Annotated in this window: 12 protein-coding genes and 1 riboswitch; of the genes, 4 read left to right on the top strand and 8 right to left on the bottom strand. The window is 70.5% G+C overall.

Annotated elements, in window-relative coordinates; translation table 11 throughout:
* Nucleotides 1-150: 150 nt before the first annotated feature.
* The 8 genes from CFP65_RS25460 to CFP65_RS25425 form a co-directional block, all read right to left on the bottom strand.
* Nucleotides 151-2994 (bottom strand): right-handed parallel beta-helix repeat-containing protein, encoded by a 2844-nt coding sequence (locus CFP65_RS25460; protein WP_158702354.1) that lies wholly within the window; start codon nucleotides 2992-2994, stop codon nucleotides 151-153.
* Nucleotides 2995-3177: 183 nt separating this feature from the next.
* Nucleotides 3178-4221 carry an ABC transporter ATP-binding protein gene (locus CFP65_RS25455; protein ID WP_104818380.1) on the bottom strand — a complete coding sequence of 348 codons (1044 nt, stop codon included), beginning with the start codon at nucleotides 4219-4221 and terminating at the stop codon, nucleotides 3178-3180.
* A 43-nt stretch (nucleotides 4222-4264) separates the two neighbouring features.
* The gene (locus CFP65_RS25450; RefSeq protein WP_104818379.1) at nucleotides 4265-5350 is read right to left on the bottom strand and encodes an ABC transporter ATP-binding protein; all 1086 of its coding nucleotides are present in this window, start codon (nucleotides 5348-5350) and stop codon (nucleotides 4265-4267) included.
* Nucleotides 5347-6345, bottom strand: coding sequence for an ABC transporter permease (locus CFP65_RS25445; protein ID WP_104818378.1), 999 nt, complete (start codon nucleotides 6343-6345; stop codon nucleotides 5347-5349). Before CFP65_RS25445 ends, CFP65_RS25450 begins: the two co-directional genes overlap by 4 nt.
* 120 nt (nucleotides 6346-6465) lie before the next feature.
* Nucleotides 6466-8232 (bottom strand): ABC transporter substrate-binding protein, encoded by a 1767-nt coding sequence (locus CFP65_RS25440; RefSeq protein WP_104818377.1) that lies wholly within the window; start codon nucleotides 8230-8232, stop codon nucleotides 6466-6468.
* 111 nt (nucleotides 8233-8343) lie between these two features.
* Nucleotides 8344-9336: an ABC transporter permease gene (locus CFP65_RS25435; RefSeq protein WP_104818376.1), complete on the bottom strand. Its 993-nt coding sequence runs from the start codon at nucleotides 9334-9336 to the stop codon at nucleotides 8344-8346.
* Nucleotides 9337-9938: 602 nt separating this feature from the next.
* Nucleotides 9939-10646, bottom strand: a complete 708-nt coding sequence (locus tag CFP65_RS25430; RefSeq protein ID WP_104818375.1) for an enhanced serine sensitivity protein SseB C-terminal domain-containing protein — start codon at nucleotides 10644-10646, stop codon at nucleotides 9939-9941.
* A gap of 68 nt (nucleotides 10647-10714) precedes the next feature.
* Nucleotides 10715-11488: an enhanced serine sensitivity protein SseB gene (locus tag CFP65_RS25425; protein WP_104818374.1), complete on the bottom strand. Its 774-nt coding sequence runs from the start codon at nucleotides 11486-11488 to the stop codon at nucleotides 10715-10717.
* 189 nt (nucleotides 11489-11677) lie between these two features.
* Nucleotides 11678-11779, top strand: a riboswitch (glycine riboswitch).
* A gap of 205 nt (nucleotides 11780-11984) precedes the next feature.
* Here CFP65_RS25425 and gcvT point away from each other — a divergent pair.
* The 4 genes from gcvT (at nucleotide 11985) to CFP65_RS25405 (ending at nucleotide 16413) form a co-directional block, all read left to right on the top strand.
* Nucleotides 11985-13106 carry a glycine cleavage system aminomethyltransferase GcvT gene (gene gcvT, locus CFP65_RS25420; RefSeq protein WP_104818373.1) on the top strand — a complete coding sequence of 374 codons (1122 nt, stop codon included), beginning with the start codon at nucleotides 11985-11987 and terminating at the stop codon, nucleotides 13104-13106.
* A gap of 81 nt (nucleotides 13107-13187) precedes the next feature.
* Nucleotides 13188-13565 (top strand): glycine cleavage system protein GcvH, encoded by a 378-nt coding sequence (gene gcvH / locus CFP65_RS25415; RefSeq protein WP_104818372.1) that lies wholly within the window; start codon nucleotides 13188-13190, stop codon nucleotides 13563-13565.
* A 76-nt stretch (nucleotides 13566-13641) separates the two neighbouring features.
* Entirely contained in the window at nucleotides 13642-14907 is a 1266-nt protein-coding gene (glyA, locus tag CFP65_RS25410; RefSeq protein WP_104818371.1) for a serine hydroxymethyltransferase, read from the top strand.
* Between the two features lie 138 nt (nucleotides 14908-15045).
* Nucleotides 15046-16413, top strand: a complete 1368-nt coding sequence (locus tag CFP65_RS25405; protein WP_104818370.1) for an L-serine ammonia-lyase — start codon at nucleotides 15046-15048, stop codon at nucleotides 16411-16413.
* Nucleotide 16414 lies beyond the last annotated feature (1 nt).

Raw genomic sequence — 16414 nt, 5'->3', positions numbered from 1 at the left:
TCGAACTGTGGAGGCCAGGTGTACCACCGACCGATCCGGGGGCGAAGCACCGGGGTGGCTCAAGACCCCTGCGGTGCAGAAAAGTTGACTGCCATACCGGGCAAAAAGGGGGCACATGATCCAGAAGGACCATGTGCCCCATCGAGGCCCCTACTTCGCGAAGTACCCGAACAGGTCCGCGACCACCTGCGAGCGGCCCATGAAGTTGTAGACGTCGAACGCACCGTTGGCCCCGAGCGGAGTGGTCACGTGGTTCGGCACCGTCTTCCCGGCCGGGAAGTTGACGTTCGAGGTACCGGGCTTCGGCGCCTTGTCGGCCCAGACCGTCAAGTAACCGGGCACGGTCGAGGCGGTGTCGGTCACGTTCAGCACCGCACCGGTCGCCCCGGCCGGGACACCCGTGTCCACCTTCAGCACCCCACCCTGCCCGAGCGCCGAGGACTGACGGGTGTCGACCAGACGGGTCGGCACCACCGGAGTGAACAGCGAAGAGCCCGACGGGCCGTAGTACCCGAACACATCCGCCACCACGTGCGTGCGCCCGGTGTGGTTGTAGACCGCCACCTTGCCGTCCGCACCGATCGGCACCACCACCTGGTTCGCCACCGTCTGCCCCGCCGTGAAGTTCAGGTTCGAAGTCCCCGGCCGCGCCGTCCAGTTCGCGTAGGCCGTCAGGTAGCCACCCGCGTCCGAACCGGTGCTCGTCAGGTTCAGCACCACCGCCGTCGCATCGTCCGGCACCCCGCCGACCCCGCGCACCTGCACCGAAACGGACGAATCCGCATCGAGCGCGGCCGACTTACGGGTGTCCAACAGCCGTACGGGCGACACTGCGCCGAAGCCCGATCCGCCGCTCCTCCGGTAGGAGCCCATCACGTCGACCACCACGTCCGTGGTGCCGGAGAAGTTGTACACCGTGACCTGGTGGTCCTGGCCGGTCGGCACCGTCACCAGGTTCGGCACCGTCTGACCGGCCGCGAAGTTCACGTTCGAGGTCGGCGGGCGGTCGGTTCCGGCCGGGTACACGCTCAGGTAGCCGGCCTGGGAGGGGTTCACCGCCGTCACGTTCAGCACCGCCGCGTCCGCGTCCGGCTGCCCGAATGGCGTCGGGACGTCCACGGTCACCGACTGCCCGGGGCCCAGCCGCTGCGGACGGCCGCCCGTGCCCGGCTTCCGGGTGTCGAGCACCCGGGTCGGGGTGATCGGCGTGTACCCCATCTTCCCGTACCCCACGTGGAGCACCTGCCGTACCGTAGCCGCTCGGCCGCCCCCGTCCTTCACCGTGGCGGTGAGGGTGTAATCGCCGGGACGCCGGTAGCTGTGGTGGGCACCGTACGAGATCTCGTGGGTCTCCTTCGGCGAGCCGTCGCCGAAGTCCAGCTCGTAGCCGGTCAGGGGCCAGGGGCTGGTGCTTCCGTACAGGGCGAAGTTGTAGCTGAACGGCCCGTCGAACCCCACCTGGTTCACCCCCAGCACCGGGGCGAGCTCGGCGGGCTCGTTCACGCTGATCGAGCCCCCGGCGAAACCGGTGGCGGGGGTCCCGTCGGTGCCCGTGGCCGTCACCTTGACGGTACGGGTGCCCGCCGCCCGGTACACGTGCTCCACCTTCGCGTCGGTGGTGGTCAGCGGCTCGCTGCCGTCACCGAAGTCGTAGGTGTAGGTGAGGGTGTCCGGCCAGTTCTGCCGAGCCGTCGCGGTCACGGTCACCGGCAGCGGGTACGGCCCCTGATCGCGGTCGGCGAGCACGGTGAGGGAGCCGACGGCCTGCAGTTCCAGCGCACCTCGGTCGTAGTAGCCCGCACCCGTCCCGGAATTGGCGACCTGCGGATCGTCCACCCGGGGCCGGCCGGCCAGGTCCGTGGTCAGCATGCCGGGCGCTGAGGCGTCCGCCGAGTCCGTCGCGCCGGAGGCTCCGGTCGGCTTCACCGTGCCGTAGTGGTTGCCGTCCAGGCCGAGGGGCGGCGTCTCCTCGACATCGTGGGCCCCCTGACCACTCACCGCGGCGAAGTCCGCGAGATGGTGGTCGGTACCGGCCCAGGAGTAAGCCGCGCCACTGCCCCAGCCGTGCACCGAGTTGTAGTCCGCCTTCGTCCCCACCGTCGAACCCGCCGAGACGGACAGCTCGGCCGTGCTCGACTCACCGTCCTTCACGAAGTGCTCGTGCGCGAGCACGTTGTTCTCCACCACGGCGTGGTCGGATGCGCCCGCCAGCGTGACCCCGGCACCGTCGAGGGTGATCACCGAGTTGCTGGTGACCACCGTGCCGGGCGCGTCCGTCACTCGGATCCCGCGCGGCTGGGCGGTCATCACGCCGTTGGTCGTGACGACCGCGCCGGACACACCCGCCTCGACGGCGACGGCGTCGCCGTGCCCCTCCTGCAGAAGGTTCTGGGCGACGGTCACCCTGCTGCTCGTGCCGGTCACCCGCACCGCTGGGGCGCCCGCCGGAACGGCCCGCTGCCCACTCGCCCCGTTCCCCATGCCGGTGTCGGACATCGTGGTGCGCTCGATGGTGACCGCGGCGGAGTCCCTGACCAGGACGCCCTCGGCCGCGATGGCCTCCATGGCGAAGTTCCGGATCGTCACGTCGTGGACCTTGTCCAGCAGGAAGCCCACCGCGTTCTCCGGCTGGGCGTCCGACAGGGAGACTCCCACCGACGGCCGCGGCCCGCTCGGCCGGCCGGCCAGCACGATCGGCTTGCCGGGCTCACCGGAGCTGTGCACGGTGACCTGCTCGGCATAGCGGCCACCCCCACCGGCGACCTGCACGGTCTGGCCCGCCTTCGCGTGGTCCACGCCCGCCTGGACGGTGCAGAAGGGCTGCGCCTGGCTGCCCGAGCCGAAGTTCGAGCAGTGCGCGGCAGCGGAGTTGTCCACGTACAGCGTGTCGGTGTCGACCGCGACCGCCGGGAGAGTCGCCCCCGCTCCGACCAGACTGGTGGCGGCGACCACGACGGCGGTGGCGAGCTGGCGTCTGCGGCGTGCGCGTGACATGGGAGTCCCCCCGGGATGTGTTGGCTCGAAGACGGAGTGGCGCCGGCCTTCCGGTCCGGTCATGTGTTTGTACAGCATAAAGAACGCATACGACCAACCGGGGCCCACAAGGCCCACCGTGGGCCCACGCAGAAGGGGCACACGGTCCATGCGGACCGTGTGCCCCTCGTGGAGCGGGTGCCGTCAGGCGGCGTTCTCCGGGCTGTTCTCCGGGAAGTGGCAGGCCACCTGGTGGCCGGCCTTGGCGGCCTGGAGCGGGGGCTCCTGGGTGGAGCAGATGTCCTGCACCTTCCAGCAGCGGGTGCGGAAGCGGCAGCCGCTCGGGGGGTTGAGCGGCGACGGGACGTCGCCCTTGAGCAGGATGCGCTCGCGCTGCTCCTTGCGCTTGGGGTCCGGCGTCGGGACGGCGGACATCAGCGCGTTGGTGTACGGGTGCATCGGCGACTTGTAGAGCGAGTCGCGGTCGGCGATCTCGACGATCTTGCCGAGGTACATCACGGCCACGCGGTCCGAGACGTGGCGGACGACCGAGAGGTCGTGCGCGATGATCACGTAGGTGAGGCCGAGCTCCTGCTGGAGGTCGTCGAGGAGGTTGACCACCTGGGCCTGGATGGAGACGTCCAGGGCCGAGACGGGCTCGTCCGCGACGATCATCTTCGGCTTGAGGGCCAGCGCGCGGGCGATGCCGATGCGCTGGCGCTGACCGCCGGAGAACTCGTGCGGGTAGCGGTTGTAGTGCTCGGGGCTGAGGCCGCAGAGGGCCAGCAGGTCCTCGACCGCCTTCTTGATCCCGCCCTCGGGCTCCACGCCCTGCAGCCGGAACGGCGCGCCGACGATGGTGCCGACGGTGTGCCGGGGGTTGAGCGAGGAGTACGGGTCCTGGAAGATCATCTGGATGTCGCGCCGCATCGGCCGCATCGCCGAGACGCCCAGGTGCGTGATGTCGGTGCCCTGGAACTCGATCTTCCCGCTGGTCGGCTCGTCGAGCCGGGTGATCAGGCGGCCCATGGTGGACTTGCCGCAACCCGACTCGCCGACCACACCGAGGGTCTCCCCGGCGTTGACGGTGAAGTCGATGCCGTCGACGGCGCGGACCGCGCCGGTCTGGCGGCGCAGCAGGCCCTTGGTGATCGGGAAGTGCCTGGTGAGGCCGCTCACCCGGAGCAGTGGCTCGCGATCGGCGGCCGGGGCGGGCGAGGGGATGGTCGCCGTCTGACTGTCCGTCATGAGGTTTCTCCAAGAAGGTGGTGCACAGCAGCCTTGAGCGCGCTCACAGTCGGGGCGCGATCTCGTCGGCGAAGATCCGGTGCCGCTCGGCCGCCGGGAGGTGGCAGGAGGCGAAGTGGCCGGGCTGGACCTCGGCGAAGGCCGGGACCTCGCTGGTGGAGCGGCCACCGGTCTGCTCCGCGTACGGGCAGCGCGGGTGGAACGAGCAGCCCGAGGGCACGTTGATCAGGCTGGGCGGGGTGCCCTTGACCGGGATCAGACGCTCCTGGAGCTCGCGGTCCAGGCGCGGCATCGAGCCGAGCAGGCCCCAGGTGTAGGGGTGCTCGGGCGACTCGAAGACCTTCGCCGCCGGCCCGCGCTCGACCGACTTGCCGCCGTACATCACCAGGATGTCGTCGGCCAGCTCGGCGACGACGCCCAGGTCGTGGGTGATGATGATGACCGCGGAGCCGAACTCCTTCTGCAGGTCCCGGATCAGGTCCAGGATCTGCGCCTGGACGGTGACGTCCAGGGCGGTGGTCGGCTCGTCCGCGATCAGCAGCGAGGGGTCGTTGACCAGGGCCATCGCGATCATCGCGCGCTGGCGCATGCCGCCGGAGAACTCGTGCGGGTAGGCGTCCACCCGCTTGTCCGGCTGCGGGATGCCGACCCGGTCGAGCATCTCGATGGCGCGGGTGCGGGCCTGCTTCTTGTTGACCCCGGCGTGGTGGGCGCGGTAACCCTCCACGATCTGCTGGCCGACCGTGTAGTACGGGTGCATCGCGGTCAGCGGGTCCTGGAAGATCATCGCCATCTTCTGGCCGCGCAGCTGCCGGACCCGGTCGGGGTCGGCGGAGACGAGCTCCTCGCCGTCCAGCCAGACCTCGCCGGAGATCTGCGGGGCGCCGCGCTTGGTGCCGCGCCGGTGCAGACCCATGATCGAGAGCGAGGTGACCGACTTGCCGGAGCCGGACTCGCCGACGATGCCGAGGGTCTTGCCCTTCTCCAGGTCGAAGGTCAGGCCGTCGACGGACTTGACCAGGCCGTCGTCGGTGGGGAAGTGCACCCGCAGGTCGCGGACGGAGAGGAAGCTGCCCGGGCCGTCGGCCTTGACGCCGGCCGGGGCTGCGGTCTTGTCGGTCTTGCTCATGCCAGCCTCACCCGAGGATCGACAACGGCGTACAACACGTCAACCACGAGGTTCGCCAGGATGATGAAGAAGCCGGCGAAGAGGGTCACGCCCATGATCACCGGGAGGTCGCTGGAGCTGATCGCCGCGACCGCCTCGTAGCCGAGGCCACGGAAGTTGAAGGTCTTCTCGGTGAGCACCGCGCCGCCGATCAGGCCGCCGAGGTCCATGCCGAACACGGTGAGGATCGGGGTGAGCGTGGAGCGCATGGCGTGCTTGCCGATGACCGTCCGCTCGCCGAGGCCCTTGGCCCGGGCGGTGCGGATGTAGTCCTCGCCGAGGACGTCCAGCAGCGTGGCGCGGGTGAGCCGGGCGTACGTCGCCGAGAAGAGGAAGGCCAGGGTGATCCAGGGGAGCACCAGGTTCTGGAACCACATCACGGGGTCGTCGCTGAAGTTCACGTAGCTGTTCGGGAACCAGCCGAGCTGGTGCACGAACACGGCCAGCACGACCAGGCCGGTGAAGTAGATCGGGAGCGAGACGCCGGCCAGGGCGGTGGTCATGGTGGCGCGGTCCCAGATGGTGCGCCGCTTGAGGGCGGAGACCACACCGGTGCCGACGCCGAGGACCAGCCAGAGCACCGAGGCGCCGGCGGCGAGCGAGGCGGTGACGCCCAGACGGTCCAGGAGGACCGGCCAGACCTCCTGCTCGGTCTTGAAGGAGTAACCGAAGCACGGGGCGGAGCAGTGGGTGATGTCCACACCGGTGCTGTAGTCACGCCCGACGAACAGGCCCTTGAGGAAGAGCAGGTACTGCTCGACGATCGACTTGTCCAAGCCCATCTTGTGCCGGATGCCCTCGATGGCCTCGGGGCTGGAGATCTTGCCCACGTAGAGCATGGCCGGGTCGGTTCCGGTGAGCTTCGGCACCATGAAGAAGATGCCGAAGGTGACCACGGAGACCACCAGCAGCATGGTGACGACGTTGACAAGCCGTCGGATGAAATACAGGAGCATTGCGGTCGGCGCCGCCGGGCGCCGACCGGTCCTCCTGTGGGAGTTCCGGCCGGCCCCGGCGGACGCCCTCACCTGCCCTTCGGACTAGCTGAGCGAAACTACGGGAGCGGGCGGTGGGACTTACTTGCCGTCGGAGACGCCGAGGGCCTGGAAGTCCACCTCGCCGAAGGCGTCGGTGATGTAGACGTTGGTCAGGCGCGGGTTGCGGTAGTTGAGCGCCTTGTCGGCCACGATCGGCAGCCAGACCGCCATGTCGGTGACCTTGTGGTTGATCTGCTTGTAGATGTCCGCGGCCTTGGCCGGGTCCGTCTCGGCCGCGGCCTTGTCGAACAGGTCGTTGATGGCCGGGTCGTTGGTCTCGGGGTAGTTGCTGTTGCCGTTCTGGACGATGAAGCGACCGTCCATCAGCGGCTGCATGTAACCGCCGCCGTTCGGGTAGTCGGCGCCCCAGCCGGCGACCATCAGGCCGTAGTTCTTGCTGTGCACGACGGAGGGCGCGCCGATGACCGAGGCGAGCAGCTTGCCGTCGTACTGGTCGACGGTGACGTCCACGTTGATCGCCTTGAGGGCGGTCTGGAGGGCAACCGCGGAGTTGACCTCCTTGGCCTTGTTGCTGCGGACGGCGATGGTGGTCTTGAAGCCGTCGGGCTTGCCACAGGCGGCGAGCTCCTGCTTGGCCTTGGCCACGTCCGGCTTGCCCTTGGTCAGGCCGAACGGGTCGTACTCGTCCGAGCCGAGGATGTTCGGGGGCAGCATCGAGCCGTAGAGCGAACCGGCGCTGGAGCCACCGCGCGAGGTCTGCAGCGCGGTGGTGTCGGCCGCGTACAGCACCGCGTTGCGGCAGTGGATGTTGTCGAACGGCGCGACCTTCGGGGAGATCGCGACGAAGCGGATGAAGCCGGTGTACGGGTTGTCCGCGTTGGCCTTGAGCTTCGGGTCCTGGAGCACCTTGACCTGGGCGGCCTGCGAGAGGCCGGTCTGCGCCCAGTCGAGGTCGGCGGTGCCGTCCAGCTGGCGCTGGTCCATGTCGTCCGCGTTGGTGGTGACGGTCAGCTTGACGACGTCCGGCAGGGCCTTGCGGATCTTGTCGGTCGCCTGGTCCCAGTTGGGGTTGCGGACGAGCTCGTAGTACTTGCCCGACTGCACGGTCTTGAACATGTACGGGCCGGAGGAGACCGGGTGGTCACCGTACTTGGAGCCGGTGTCCAGCTTCGCCGGGACGGGCGAGGCGCTGCCCATGGCGAGGTAGTACGGGAAGGAGGAGTCCGGCGCCTTCAGGGTGAAGACGATGGTGGTGTCGTCCGGGGTCTGGACGGACTTCAGGCCCATCTTGTCCGGGGTCGGGTCGGTGTAGGGGCCCTTGTAGCCCTGACCCTGGTCCAGCGCGTTGATGACGTAGGTCGGACCGCCGGAGACGACGTCCTGGGCGAAGACGCGCTCGATGCCGTACTTGACGTCCTTCGAGGTGATCGGCGAGCCGTCCTCGAACTTCAGGCCGCTCTGCAGCTTGAAGGTGTAGGTCTTGCCGTCGGCGGAGACGGTCGGCTGGGCGGCGGCCAGGTCGGGGACGATCTTCAGGCCGTCCTTGCCGGGCTTCGAGTCGTAGGCCAGCAGGGTGCGGGCGTAGAAGCGCTCGTAGTTCCAGACCGAGGCGTAGTAGGCGCGACCCGGGTCGAGCGAGTCGACGTCGGTGCTCGTCCAGAGGTTGAGCGTGCCGCCCTTCTTGTCGGAGGGGTTCAGCACCTTGTCCACGGCGGCGTTGAAGCCGCCGGCGTTGGCGCTCGGCGTGCCGCTTGCGCCGCCGCCCTTGGAGCCGCCACAGGCCGAGGTGGTGATAGCCAGCGTCGCCACCAGGGCGGCGGCCGCGAGCGTCCGGTTACGCATCATGGGTACTGATTCCTCCTGGAGATGTGCGGGCCTGAGCGGTCCGCCGGGGGTGGGTGAAACCCCCGAGAACAGTGGGATCGGCTGGGCCGATCGTGGGGCTGTGGTGCGGGCTCAGTTGCCCTTGGGGTCGAGCGCGTCGCGCAGGCCGTCGCCGAAGAGGTTGAAGGCGAGGACGGTGATGAAGATCGCCAGACCCGGGACGACCATGTAGGTCGGGTCGGACTGGTAGATCGCGATGGCGTCGTTGAGCATCTGACCCCAGGAGGGGGTCGGCGGCTTGACACCGGCACCGAGGAAGCTGAGGGCCGCCTCGCTGAGGATGTTGGTCGGGATGATCAGGGTCATGTAGACCAAGATCGGCGCGACCAGGTTCGGGAGCAGCTCCTTGATCAGGATGTGCACGCTGCCAGCGCCGAGGCTACGGGCGGCGTCGATGTACTCGCGCTCGCGCAGCGACATCACCTGGCCGCGGACGATGCGGCCGATGTACGGCCAGCCGAAGAAGCCGATGACGACGACCAGGATGACCATGCGCAGGAAGGACCCGCTCAGGCCGATCAGGTCGTTGGGCATCACCGAGATCAGCGCGATGGAGAACAGCAGCTGCGGGAAGGCCAGCAGCACGTCCATGACCCGGCTGATGGCGGCGTCGATCCAGCCGCCGAAGAAGCCGGCCGCCATGCCGAGCAGCACACCGATCACGGTGGAGAAGGCGGCGGCGGAGAAGGCCACGCCGAGCGAGACCCGGGCGCCGTAGACGATCCGGCTGAAGACGTCGCGGCCGAAGGTCGGGTCGACGCCGAGCCAGAAGTCGCCGCTGATGCCACCGTAGGCACCCTTGGGCAGACCGAGGTCCGGGTTGATCTGGTCCGGGTGCGGCTGGTCGACCGGGTGGCCGAAGAGCGAGATGATCACCGGGGCGAAGATCGCCACCAGGATCAGCAGGATCACCACGGCGCCGCCCCCGAGGGCGACCTTGTCCCGCTTCAGGCGGGCCCAGGCGATCTTGCCGGGCGAGCGGCCCTCGATCTTCTTCGGCGCGGCGGAGGCGGCCTCAGGCCCGGCCTCGGCGGCGGAGCCGGTGGTCTCGGTGGGTGTGGTCATGAGTCAGTTCGTTCCCCTCGCCGACGGTGGCCGGCCCACGGTGTCCTGGACGTGCGCGGAGGGCCGGGCCCGGTCCGGGCCCGGAGCCGAGGACGGTCCGGTTGTTCGCGACTGTGCGGTGCGGTGCGTCGGTGCGGTGGTGCCGTTCGCCGTGTGGCTGCGGCGGTGCAGATCGTTGTCAGGGGTACCCGCAGCGCCGCCGCGCCTTGTGGGGGGACGCGTCGGTCAGCGGGGGTGGTGCGGCGGAGAAGTTTCGGTACGGCCGGAAACAGCCGTGCCAAAGGTGGTGCATGGTGTTGCACTTGCAGGGTGCGGCAGGACGCCCGAGCTGCCGCCACGCGGAGGTGCACATCGCGCGGCTTCGGTCGTCCAGGCTGCGCGTCGGCCTTCGTGGGGCTGGTCCCGCGCACTGCACTGCGCAGACTCTCCGTCATCGGAGCAGCGTTCCGCCAGCCCTGGCTGCCGAAGGATGCCCAACTGTGATCTGTCGGCATGCACAGGTGATCTTGTCGCATAACGCTCTTCACACGGTTGTGACACTCGTGTCAAGAAGCCCACGATCGACCTGATCCGGTCTCAACCGGATGGCACACGAAGGGAGTTCAGCGACCTGCGGGAAGCTGCCCGTAGGGCGCCTCCCGGTCGAAGAACGGGCGGGCGCAGGCCCGCATCCAGAGCGCCACCGGGTCGAGGTCGTCGGCCAGCAGCACGGTCGAGACCGCCAGCCCCTCCGGAGCGTGCCCGAGCGCCCGGTGCACCAGTGCCCGGACGGCCTCCACGGCCGGGGGCGAGCTGTCGTAGAGGTCCAGCCCGATGGCCAGGTACGGTTCGCCCACGACCGGCTGGACCCAGGCCGCGCGCAGCGCGCGGACCGGCCGCAGCTCGGCCGCCTGCTGCGCCAGCACGGCGTAGAACCGGGGCGCGTCCACCCGGGGTTCGCTGAGGCGCAGCGGTCCGGCCGGCAGCCGGTCCAGCCCGCCGGCCACCCGGCGCAGGTCGGCCCACGGGATGCCCACCCCGCCGCCGGGAGCGTGCGGATTCAGCCACAGGCCCCACCGGGTGCGGTGCAGCGCGGCGGCGATCTCCACCCCGGACACCACCTCGTGGGCGCGGCTCCAGCCGGAGGCGGCCAGCTGCTCGGCGGAGGTCACGGCGGGGGCGTAGCCGTGCCCGCCGACCTCCATGTTCCCGTACTGCGCGTCGGGGCTGCCGGGGCGGCCGTGCCAGAGCAGCATCCAGACCTCGCCCTCGGCGAGGGCGCGCAGCAACTGTTCGTACGCCTCGTACCGTTCGGGCGCGACCGCCTGCATGGCGCGCTCCAGCGCACCGCCGCCCGTCGCACTCACCCTGATGCCTTTCGCTCAACGTCCACGCGGGGCTAACCGCGCGCGTAGAAGGGTCTCACCCGGGTCAGCAGCCACTCCACCACCGGGTCGGCGACGGCGTCGAGCAGCACCAGGTTGACGCCCCAGGGCGCGCCGGCGGTTCCGAGCGCCCGGCCCAGCGCGTCGTTGACCTGCGCCGGGTCGGCCATGCCGTCCAGCTGGACGCCGACGTACAGCACGGCCGGCTCGCCCTCGACGCTGGCCAGCGCCCGACGGGCGGTCAGCACCCCGGGCAGCTGCGTGAGTTCGGTGATCGTGGCGGCCAGGAAGGCGTACGGCTCCTCGTGCGGGGCCGGCTCGCGCAGCGCCACCCGGGCGCCGTCCGGCTGCTGCTGCCAGCGGTCGCCCTGCGGGCCCCGGCGCAGCTCGCCCACCCCCTCCGGCGGCACCGGGATGCCCACCGGCGCCTCGGGGTTGACCGCGATGCCGACGCCCAGCGGCAGGCCGCGGGCGAACTCCCAGGCCGGGGCGATCGCGAACGGCATGCCGGGGGCGTGCCGCAGGAAGAGCTCCTGGGAGGAGAAGACGGGGACGTACGGTGCGCCCGCCAGCTCGATGGTGGGCAGGTCGAGCGACTGGCCCTGCGGGTCGGCGCCGGCCGGCAGCGGGATCCAGACCTGGCTGCGCGCGAGCACCTCGATCACCCGGGGGGTGGCGCCGGGGTCGCCGAGCGCCGCCGTGAGCACCTGCTCCAGCTCGTTGGCCGGCCAGCCGCCGCCCTCGCCGGTCCAGCCCTGTGCCTGCGTCTCGCCCGCCGGGTGACTCATCCCACCGCCCCTCTTTCCGTAGCTCGGGCAGAGCCTATCGGCCCGGGCCCCACCCGCGCCGGTCCCGTCGCGGGGCTGTCGCGGGGCTGTGACCTGACAGCGGCGTCGGGCCCCTCTCCCCTCGCCCCCGCCGGGCATGCCATGATGGGCGCGTCCTCCCCGGGGGACGTCAACTCCATAACGGCCGCTCGAACCCGCGCGGGAGAGTCCGGAGTGCCCCCACGGCACAGCCGGCGCCGAAGGAGCAAGTCCTCCCCGGAATCTCTCAGGCCCCCCTACCGCACGGGCTAGGCACATCTGGAAAGTGGACACGGCCGCGCCGTGCGCCCACCCACGGTGCAAGCCGCCATACCTTGGTCCCGTAAGGGCAAGCGTTGGCCGGTGAAGCTCTCAGGTTGCGACGACAGATGGGGAGAAGCCGCCCCCGTATGCCCGTACGCAGGTCCACGCCCACAGCGTGGCCACCCTGAGTGCCCAGCCAAGGAGTCATGCCGTCATGTCTGCCCCCCGCCTCACCGCGCTCGACGCCCTGCACCGCTCGCTCGGTGCGACGATGACCGACTTCGCGGGCTGGGACATGCCGCTGCGCTACGGCAGCGAGCGCGAGGAGCACCTCGCCGTCCGCACCAAGGCCGGCCTCTTCGACCTCTCGCACATGGGCGAGATCACCGTGACCGGCCCGCAGGCCGGCGAGCTGCTCGACCACGCGCTGGTCGGCTTCATCTCCGCCCTCGGCGAGCTGCGCGCCCGCTACACGATGATCTGCCGCGAGGACGGCGGCATCCTGGACGACCTGATCGTCTACCGCACCGGCGCCGAGGAGTACATGGTCGTCGCCAACGCCTCCAACGCCCAGGTCGTGCTCGACGCGCTGACCGAGCGCGCAGCCGGCTTCGACGCCGTGGTCCGCGACGACCGCGACGCCTACGCGCTGCTCGCCGTCCAGGGCCCCGAGGCCAACGGCATCCTCGCCTCGCAGACCGACGCCGACCTGCCGGGCCTCAAGTACTACGCCCTGCTGCCGGCCACCGTCTCCGGCAAGGACGTCTGGCTGGCCCGCACCGGCTACACCGGTGAGGACGGCTTCGAGATCTTCTGCCGCCCCGAGGACGCCGAGCATCTGTGGCAGGCGCTGACCGAGGCGGGCACCGAGGCCGGTCTCGTCCCCTGCGGCCTCTCCTGCCGCGACACGCTCCGCCTGGAGGCGGGCATGCCGCTGTACGGGCACGAGCTGAACACCGACCTCACCCCGTTCGACGCCGGCCTGGGCCGGGTGGTCCGCTTCGACAAGACCACCAACAACGGCGAGTTCGTCGGCCGCAAGGCCCTGGAGGCGGCCGCCGCCCAGGCCGAGACCAACCCCCCGCGCAAGCTGGTCGGCCTGGTCTCCGAGGGCAAGCGCGTGCCGCGCGCCGAGTACGGCGTGGTCAGCACGGACGGCATCCCGATCGGGCGGATCACCTCCGGCGCCCCCTCCCCCACCCTGGGCAAGCCGATCGCCATCGCGTACGTGGACGCCGCCCACGCCGAGCCCGGCACCGCCGTGGCCGTGGACGTCCGTGGCAAGCACGAGCCGGTCCAGGTCGTCGCGCTCCCGTTCTACAAGCGCGCCCGCTGAAGCAGACCGCCTCCCCTTCCTGTCCGGTCCGCTCAGCGGACGGCTCCGCCCCACCCCCTTGCGATCCTGGAGAATGACGTCATGAGCAACCCCACCAACCTGCGGTACAGCAAGGAGCACGAGTGGCTGACCGCCGCCGAGGCGGGTGTGTCGACCATCGGCATCACCAAGCACGCGGCCGACGCCCTCGGCGACATCGTCTACGTCCAGCTCCCGGCCGTCGGTGACGAGGTCACCGCCGGTGAGACCTGTGGCGAGCTGGAGTCCACCAAGTCCGTCAGCGACCTGTTCTCGCCGGTCTCCGGCAAGGTCGTCGAGATCAACGACTCCGTCGTGGACGACCCGGCCTCCGTCAACGGCGACCCGTTCGGCGATGCCTGGCTGTTCAAGGTCGAGGTGACGGCGGAGCAGGACGAGCTGCTCGACGCCGCCGGGTACGACGCCTTCATCGGCGCCTGACCCTCCCGCTCGACGGGGCGGCCGCAGCGCGGCGGCCGCCCCGCTCCCCACGGTCCACACGACGGGAAGACCCACCATGACGGTTCTCAACCAGTCCCTGCACGCGCTCGACCCCGAGATCGCCGCCGCGGTCGACGCCGAGCTGCACCGCCAGCAGAACACCCTCGAGATGATCGCCTCCGAGAACTTCGCCCCCGTGGCGGTCATGGAGGCCCAGGGCTCGGTGCTGACCAACAAGTACGCCGAGGGCTACCCCGGCCGTCGCTACTACGGCGGCTGCGAGCACGTCGACGTGGCCGAGCAGATCGCGATCGACCGGGTCAAGGAGCTGTTCGGGGCCGAGTACGCCAACGTCCAGCCGCACTCCGGCGCCTCCGCCAACCAGGCCGCCCTGTTCGCCATCGCCCAGCCCGGTGACACCATCCTGGGCCTGGACCTGGCGCACGGCGGCCACCTGACCCACGGCATGCGGCTGAACTTCTCCGGCAAGCAGTTCAACGTGGTCGCGTACCACGTGGACGAGGCCGGCCTGGTCGACATGGCCGAGGTCGAGCGCCTCGCCAAGGAGCACCGCCCCAAGGTCATCATCGCGGGCTGGTCCGCCTACCCGCGCCAGCTGGACTTCGCCGAGTTCCGCCGGATCGCCGACGAGGTCGAGGCGTACCTCTGGGTCGACATGGCGCACTTCGCCGGCCTGGTCGCCGCCGGTCTGCACCCGAACCCGGTCGAGTACGCGGACGTGGTCACCTCCACCACGCACAAGACCCTGGGCGGCCCGCGCGGCGGCATCATCCTGGCCAAGCAGGAGTTCGCCAAGAAGCTCAACTCCTCGGTCTTCCCCGGCTTCCAGGGCGGCCCGCTGGAGCACGTGATCGCGGCCAAGGCCGTCTCCTTCAAGGTCGCCGCCTCGGAGGACTTCAAGGACCGCCAGCAGCGCACCCTGGAGGGCGCGAAGGCGCTCGCCGCCCGCCTGCTCCAGGACGACGCCAAGGCGGCCGGGGTCTCCGTGCTCTCCGGCGGCACCGACGTGCACCTGGTGCTCGTGGACCTGCGCAACAGCGAGCTGGACGGCCAGCAGGCCGAGGACCGCCTGCACGAGGTCGGCATCACGGTCAACCGCAACGCCGTCCCGAACGACCCGCGCCCGCCGATGGTCACCTCCGGTCTGCGGATCGGCACCCCGGCCCTGGCCACCCGCGGCTTCCAGGCCGAGGACTTCCGCGAGGTCGCCGACGTCATCGCCGAGGCCCTGCTGCCCGGCTTCGACGCGGCCAAGGCCGAGTCGCTGAAGGCCCGCGTCACCGCGCTGGCCACCAAGCACCCGCTGTACCCCAACCTGTAATCCGGCAGGTGGCCGGAGTCACGCTCCCGGCCACCTCCGATTTCCGGGGCACCGCGCACACTGGAAGGTAGTGCGCGCGGTGCCCCGTCCTGTGCCACCGCCTTCTTCACCCACGAGACCAGACAAGGACGTCCCTCCGTGGCCATCAGCGTCTTCGACCTCTTCTCCATCGGCATCGGGCCGTCCTCCTCCCACACCGTCGGCCCGATGCGCGCGGCCCGGATGTTCGCCCGCCGCCTCAAGTCCGAGGGCCTGCTGACCGAGGTGGCCTCCGTACGGGCCGAGCTCTTCGGCTCGCTCGGTGCCACCGGCCACGGCCACGGCACCCCGAAGGCCGTCCTGCTCGGCCTGGAGGGCCACTCGCCCCGCACGGTCGACGTGGACCGCGCCGACCAGGACGTCGAGCGGATCAAGGCCGGGAAGCAGCTGCGGCTGCTCGGCGTGCACGACATCCCGTTCGACGCGGACACCCAGCTGGTCCTGCACCGCCGCAAGGCCCTGCCGTACCACGCCAACGGCATGACCCTCTGGGCCTTCGGCGCCGACGGCTCGACGCTGCTGGAGAAGACCTACTACTCCGTCGGCGGCGGCTTCGTGGTCGACGAGGACGCGATCGGCGCCGACCGCGTGGTGCCCGACGACACCCAGCTGCGGTACCCCTTCCGCACCGGCGAGGAGCTGCTGCGGCTCACCCGGGAGACCGGGCTCTCCATCTCCGGGCTGATGCTCGAGAACGAGAAGGCCTGGCGCAGCGAGGCCGAGATCCGGGCCGGGCTGCTGGAGATCTGGGGCGTGATGCAGGAGTGCGTGGCCGCGGGCATGTCCCGCGAGGGCATCCTGCCGGGCGGGCTCAAGGTGCGCCGCCGCGCCGCGGCCGGCGCCCGCGCCCTGCGCGCCGAGGGCATCGGGCCGGCCAACGCCATGGAGTGGGTCACCCTCTACGCGATGGCCGTCAACGAGGAGAACGCCTCCGGCCGCCGCGTGGTCACCGCCCCCACCAACGGCGCGGCCGGCATCATCCCGGCCGTCCTGCACTACTTCCTCAACTTCATCCCGGGCGCCGACGACGACGGCATCGTCCGCTTCCTCCTCGCGGCCGGCGCGATCGGCATGCTCTTCAAGGAGAACGCCTCCATCTCCGGCGCCGAGGTCGGCTGCCAGGGCGAGGTCGGCTCCGCCTGCTCGATGGCCGCCGGCGGCCTCGCCGAGGTCCTCGGCGGCACCCCCGAGCAGGTCGAGAACGCCGCCGAGATCGGCATCGAGCACAACCTCGGCCTCACCTGCGACCCGGTCGGCGGCCTCGTCCAGATCCCCTGCATCGAGCGCAACGGCATGGCCTCCGTCAAGGCCGTCACCGCCGCCCGGATGGCCCTGCGCGGCGACGGCCGCCACCACGTCTCCCTCGACAAGGCCATCAAGACCATGAAGGAGACCGGCGCCGACATGAAGATCAAGTACAAGGAGACCTCGCGGGGCGGGCTGGCGGTCAACGTCATCGAGTGCTGAG

Origin of the sequence: Kitasatospora sp. MMS16-BH015 (assembly GCF_002943525.1) — a bacterium.
Lineage (GTDB): Bacteria > Actinomycetota > Actinomycetes > Streptomycetales > Streptomycetaceae > Kitasatospora.
This window is presented reverse-complemented; position numbering and strand designations above follow the sequence as displayed.

Excerpts from the sequence above, each read along its gene's own strand:
- CFP65_RS25440 (WP_104818377.1), bottom strand. The coding sequence starts at position 8,232 with ATGATGCGTAACCGGACGCTCGCGGCCGCCGCCCTGGTGGCGACGCTG.
- CFP65_RS25425 (WP_104818374.1), bottom strand. The coding sequence starts at position 11,488 with ATGAGTCACCCGGCGGGCGAGACGCAGGCACAGGGCTGGACCGGCGAG.
- CFP65_RS25455 (WP_104818380.1), bottom strand. The coding sequence starts at position 4,221 with ATGACGGACAGTCAGACGGCGACCATCCCCTCGCCCGCCCCGGCCGCC.
- CFP65_RS25445 (WP_104818378.1), bottom strand. The coding sequence starts at position 6,345 with ATGCTCCTGTATTTCATCCGACGGCTTGTCAACGTCGTCACCATGCTG.
- gcvH (WP_104818372.1), top strand. The coding sequence starts at position 13,188 with ATGAGCAACCCCACCAACCTGCGGTACAGCAAGGAGCACGAGTGGCTG.
- CFP65_RS25460 (WP_158702354.1), bottom strand. The coding sequence starts at position 2,994 with ATGTCACGCGCACGCCGCAGACGCCAGCTCGCCACCGCCGTCGTGGTC.
- CFP65_RS25435 (WP_104818376.1), bottom strand. The coding sequence starts at position 9,336 with ATGACCACACCCACCGAGACCACCGGCTCCGCCGCCGAGGCCGGGCCT.
- glyA (WP_104818371.1), top strand. The coding sequence starts at position 13,642 with ATGACGGTTCTCAACCAGTCCCTGCACGCGCTCGACCCCGAGATCGCC.
- gcvT (WP_104818373.1), top strand. The coding sequence starts at position 11,985 with ATGTCTGCCCCCCGCCTCACCGCGCTCGACGCCCTGCACCGCTCGCTC.
- CFP65_RS25430 (WP_104818375.1), bottom strand. The coding sequence starts at position 10,646 with ATGCAGGCGGTCGCGCCCGAACGGTACGAGGCGTACGAACAGTTGCTG.
- CFP65_RS25450 (WP_104818379.1), bottom strand. The coding sequence starts at position 5,350 with ATGAGCAAGACCGACAAGACCGCAGCCCCGGCCGGCGTCAAGGCCGAC.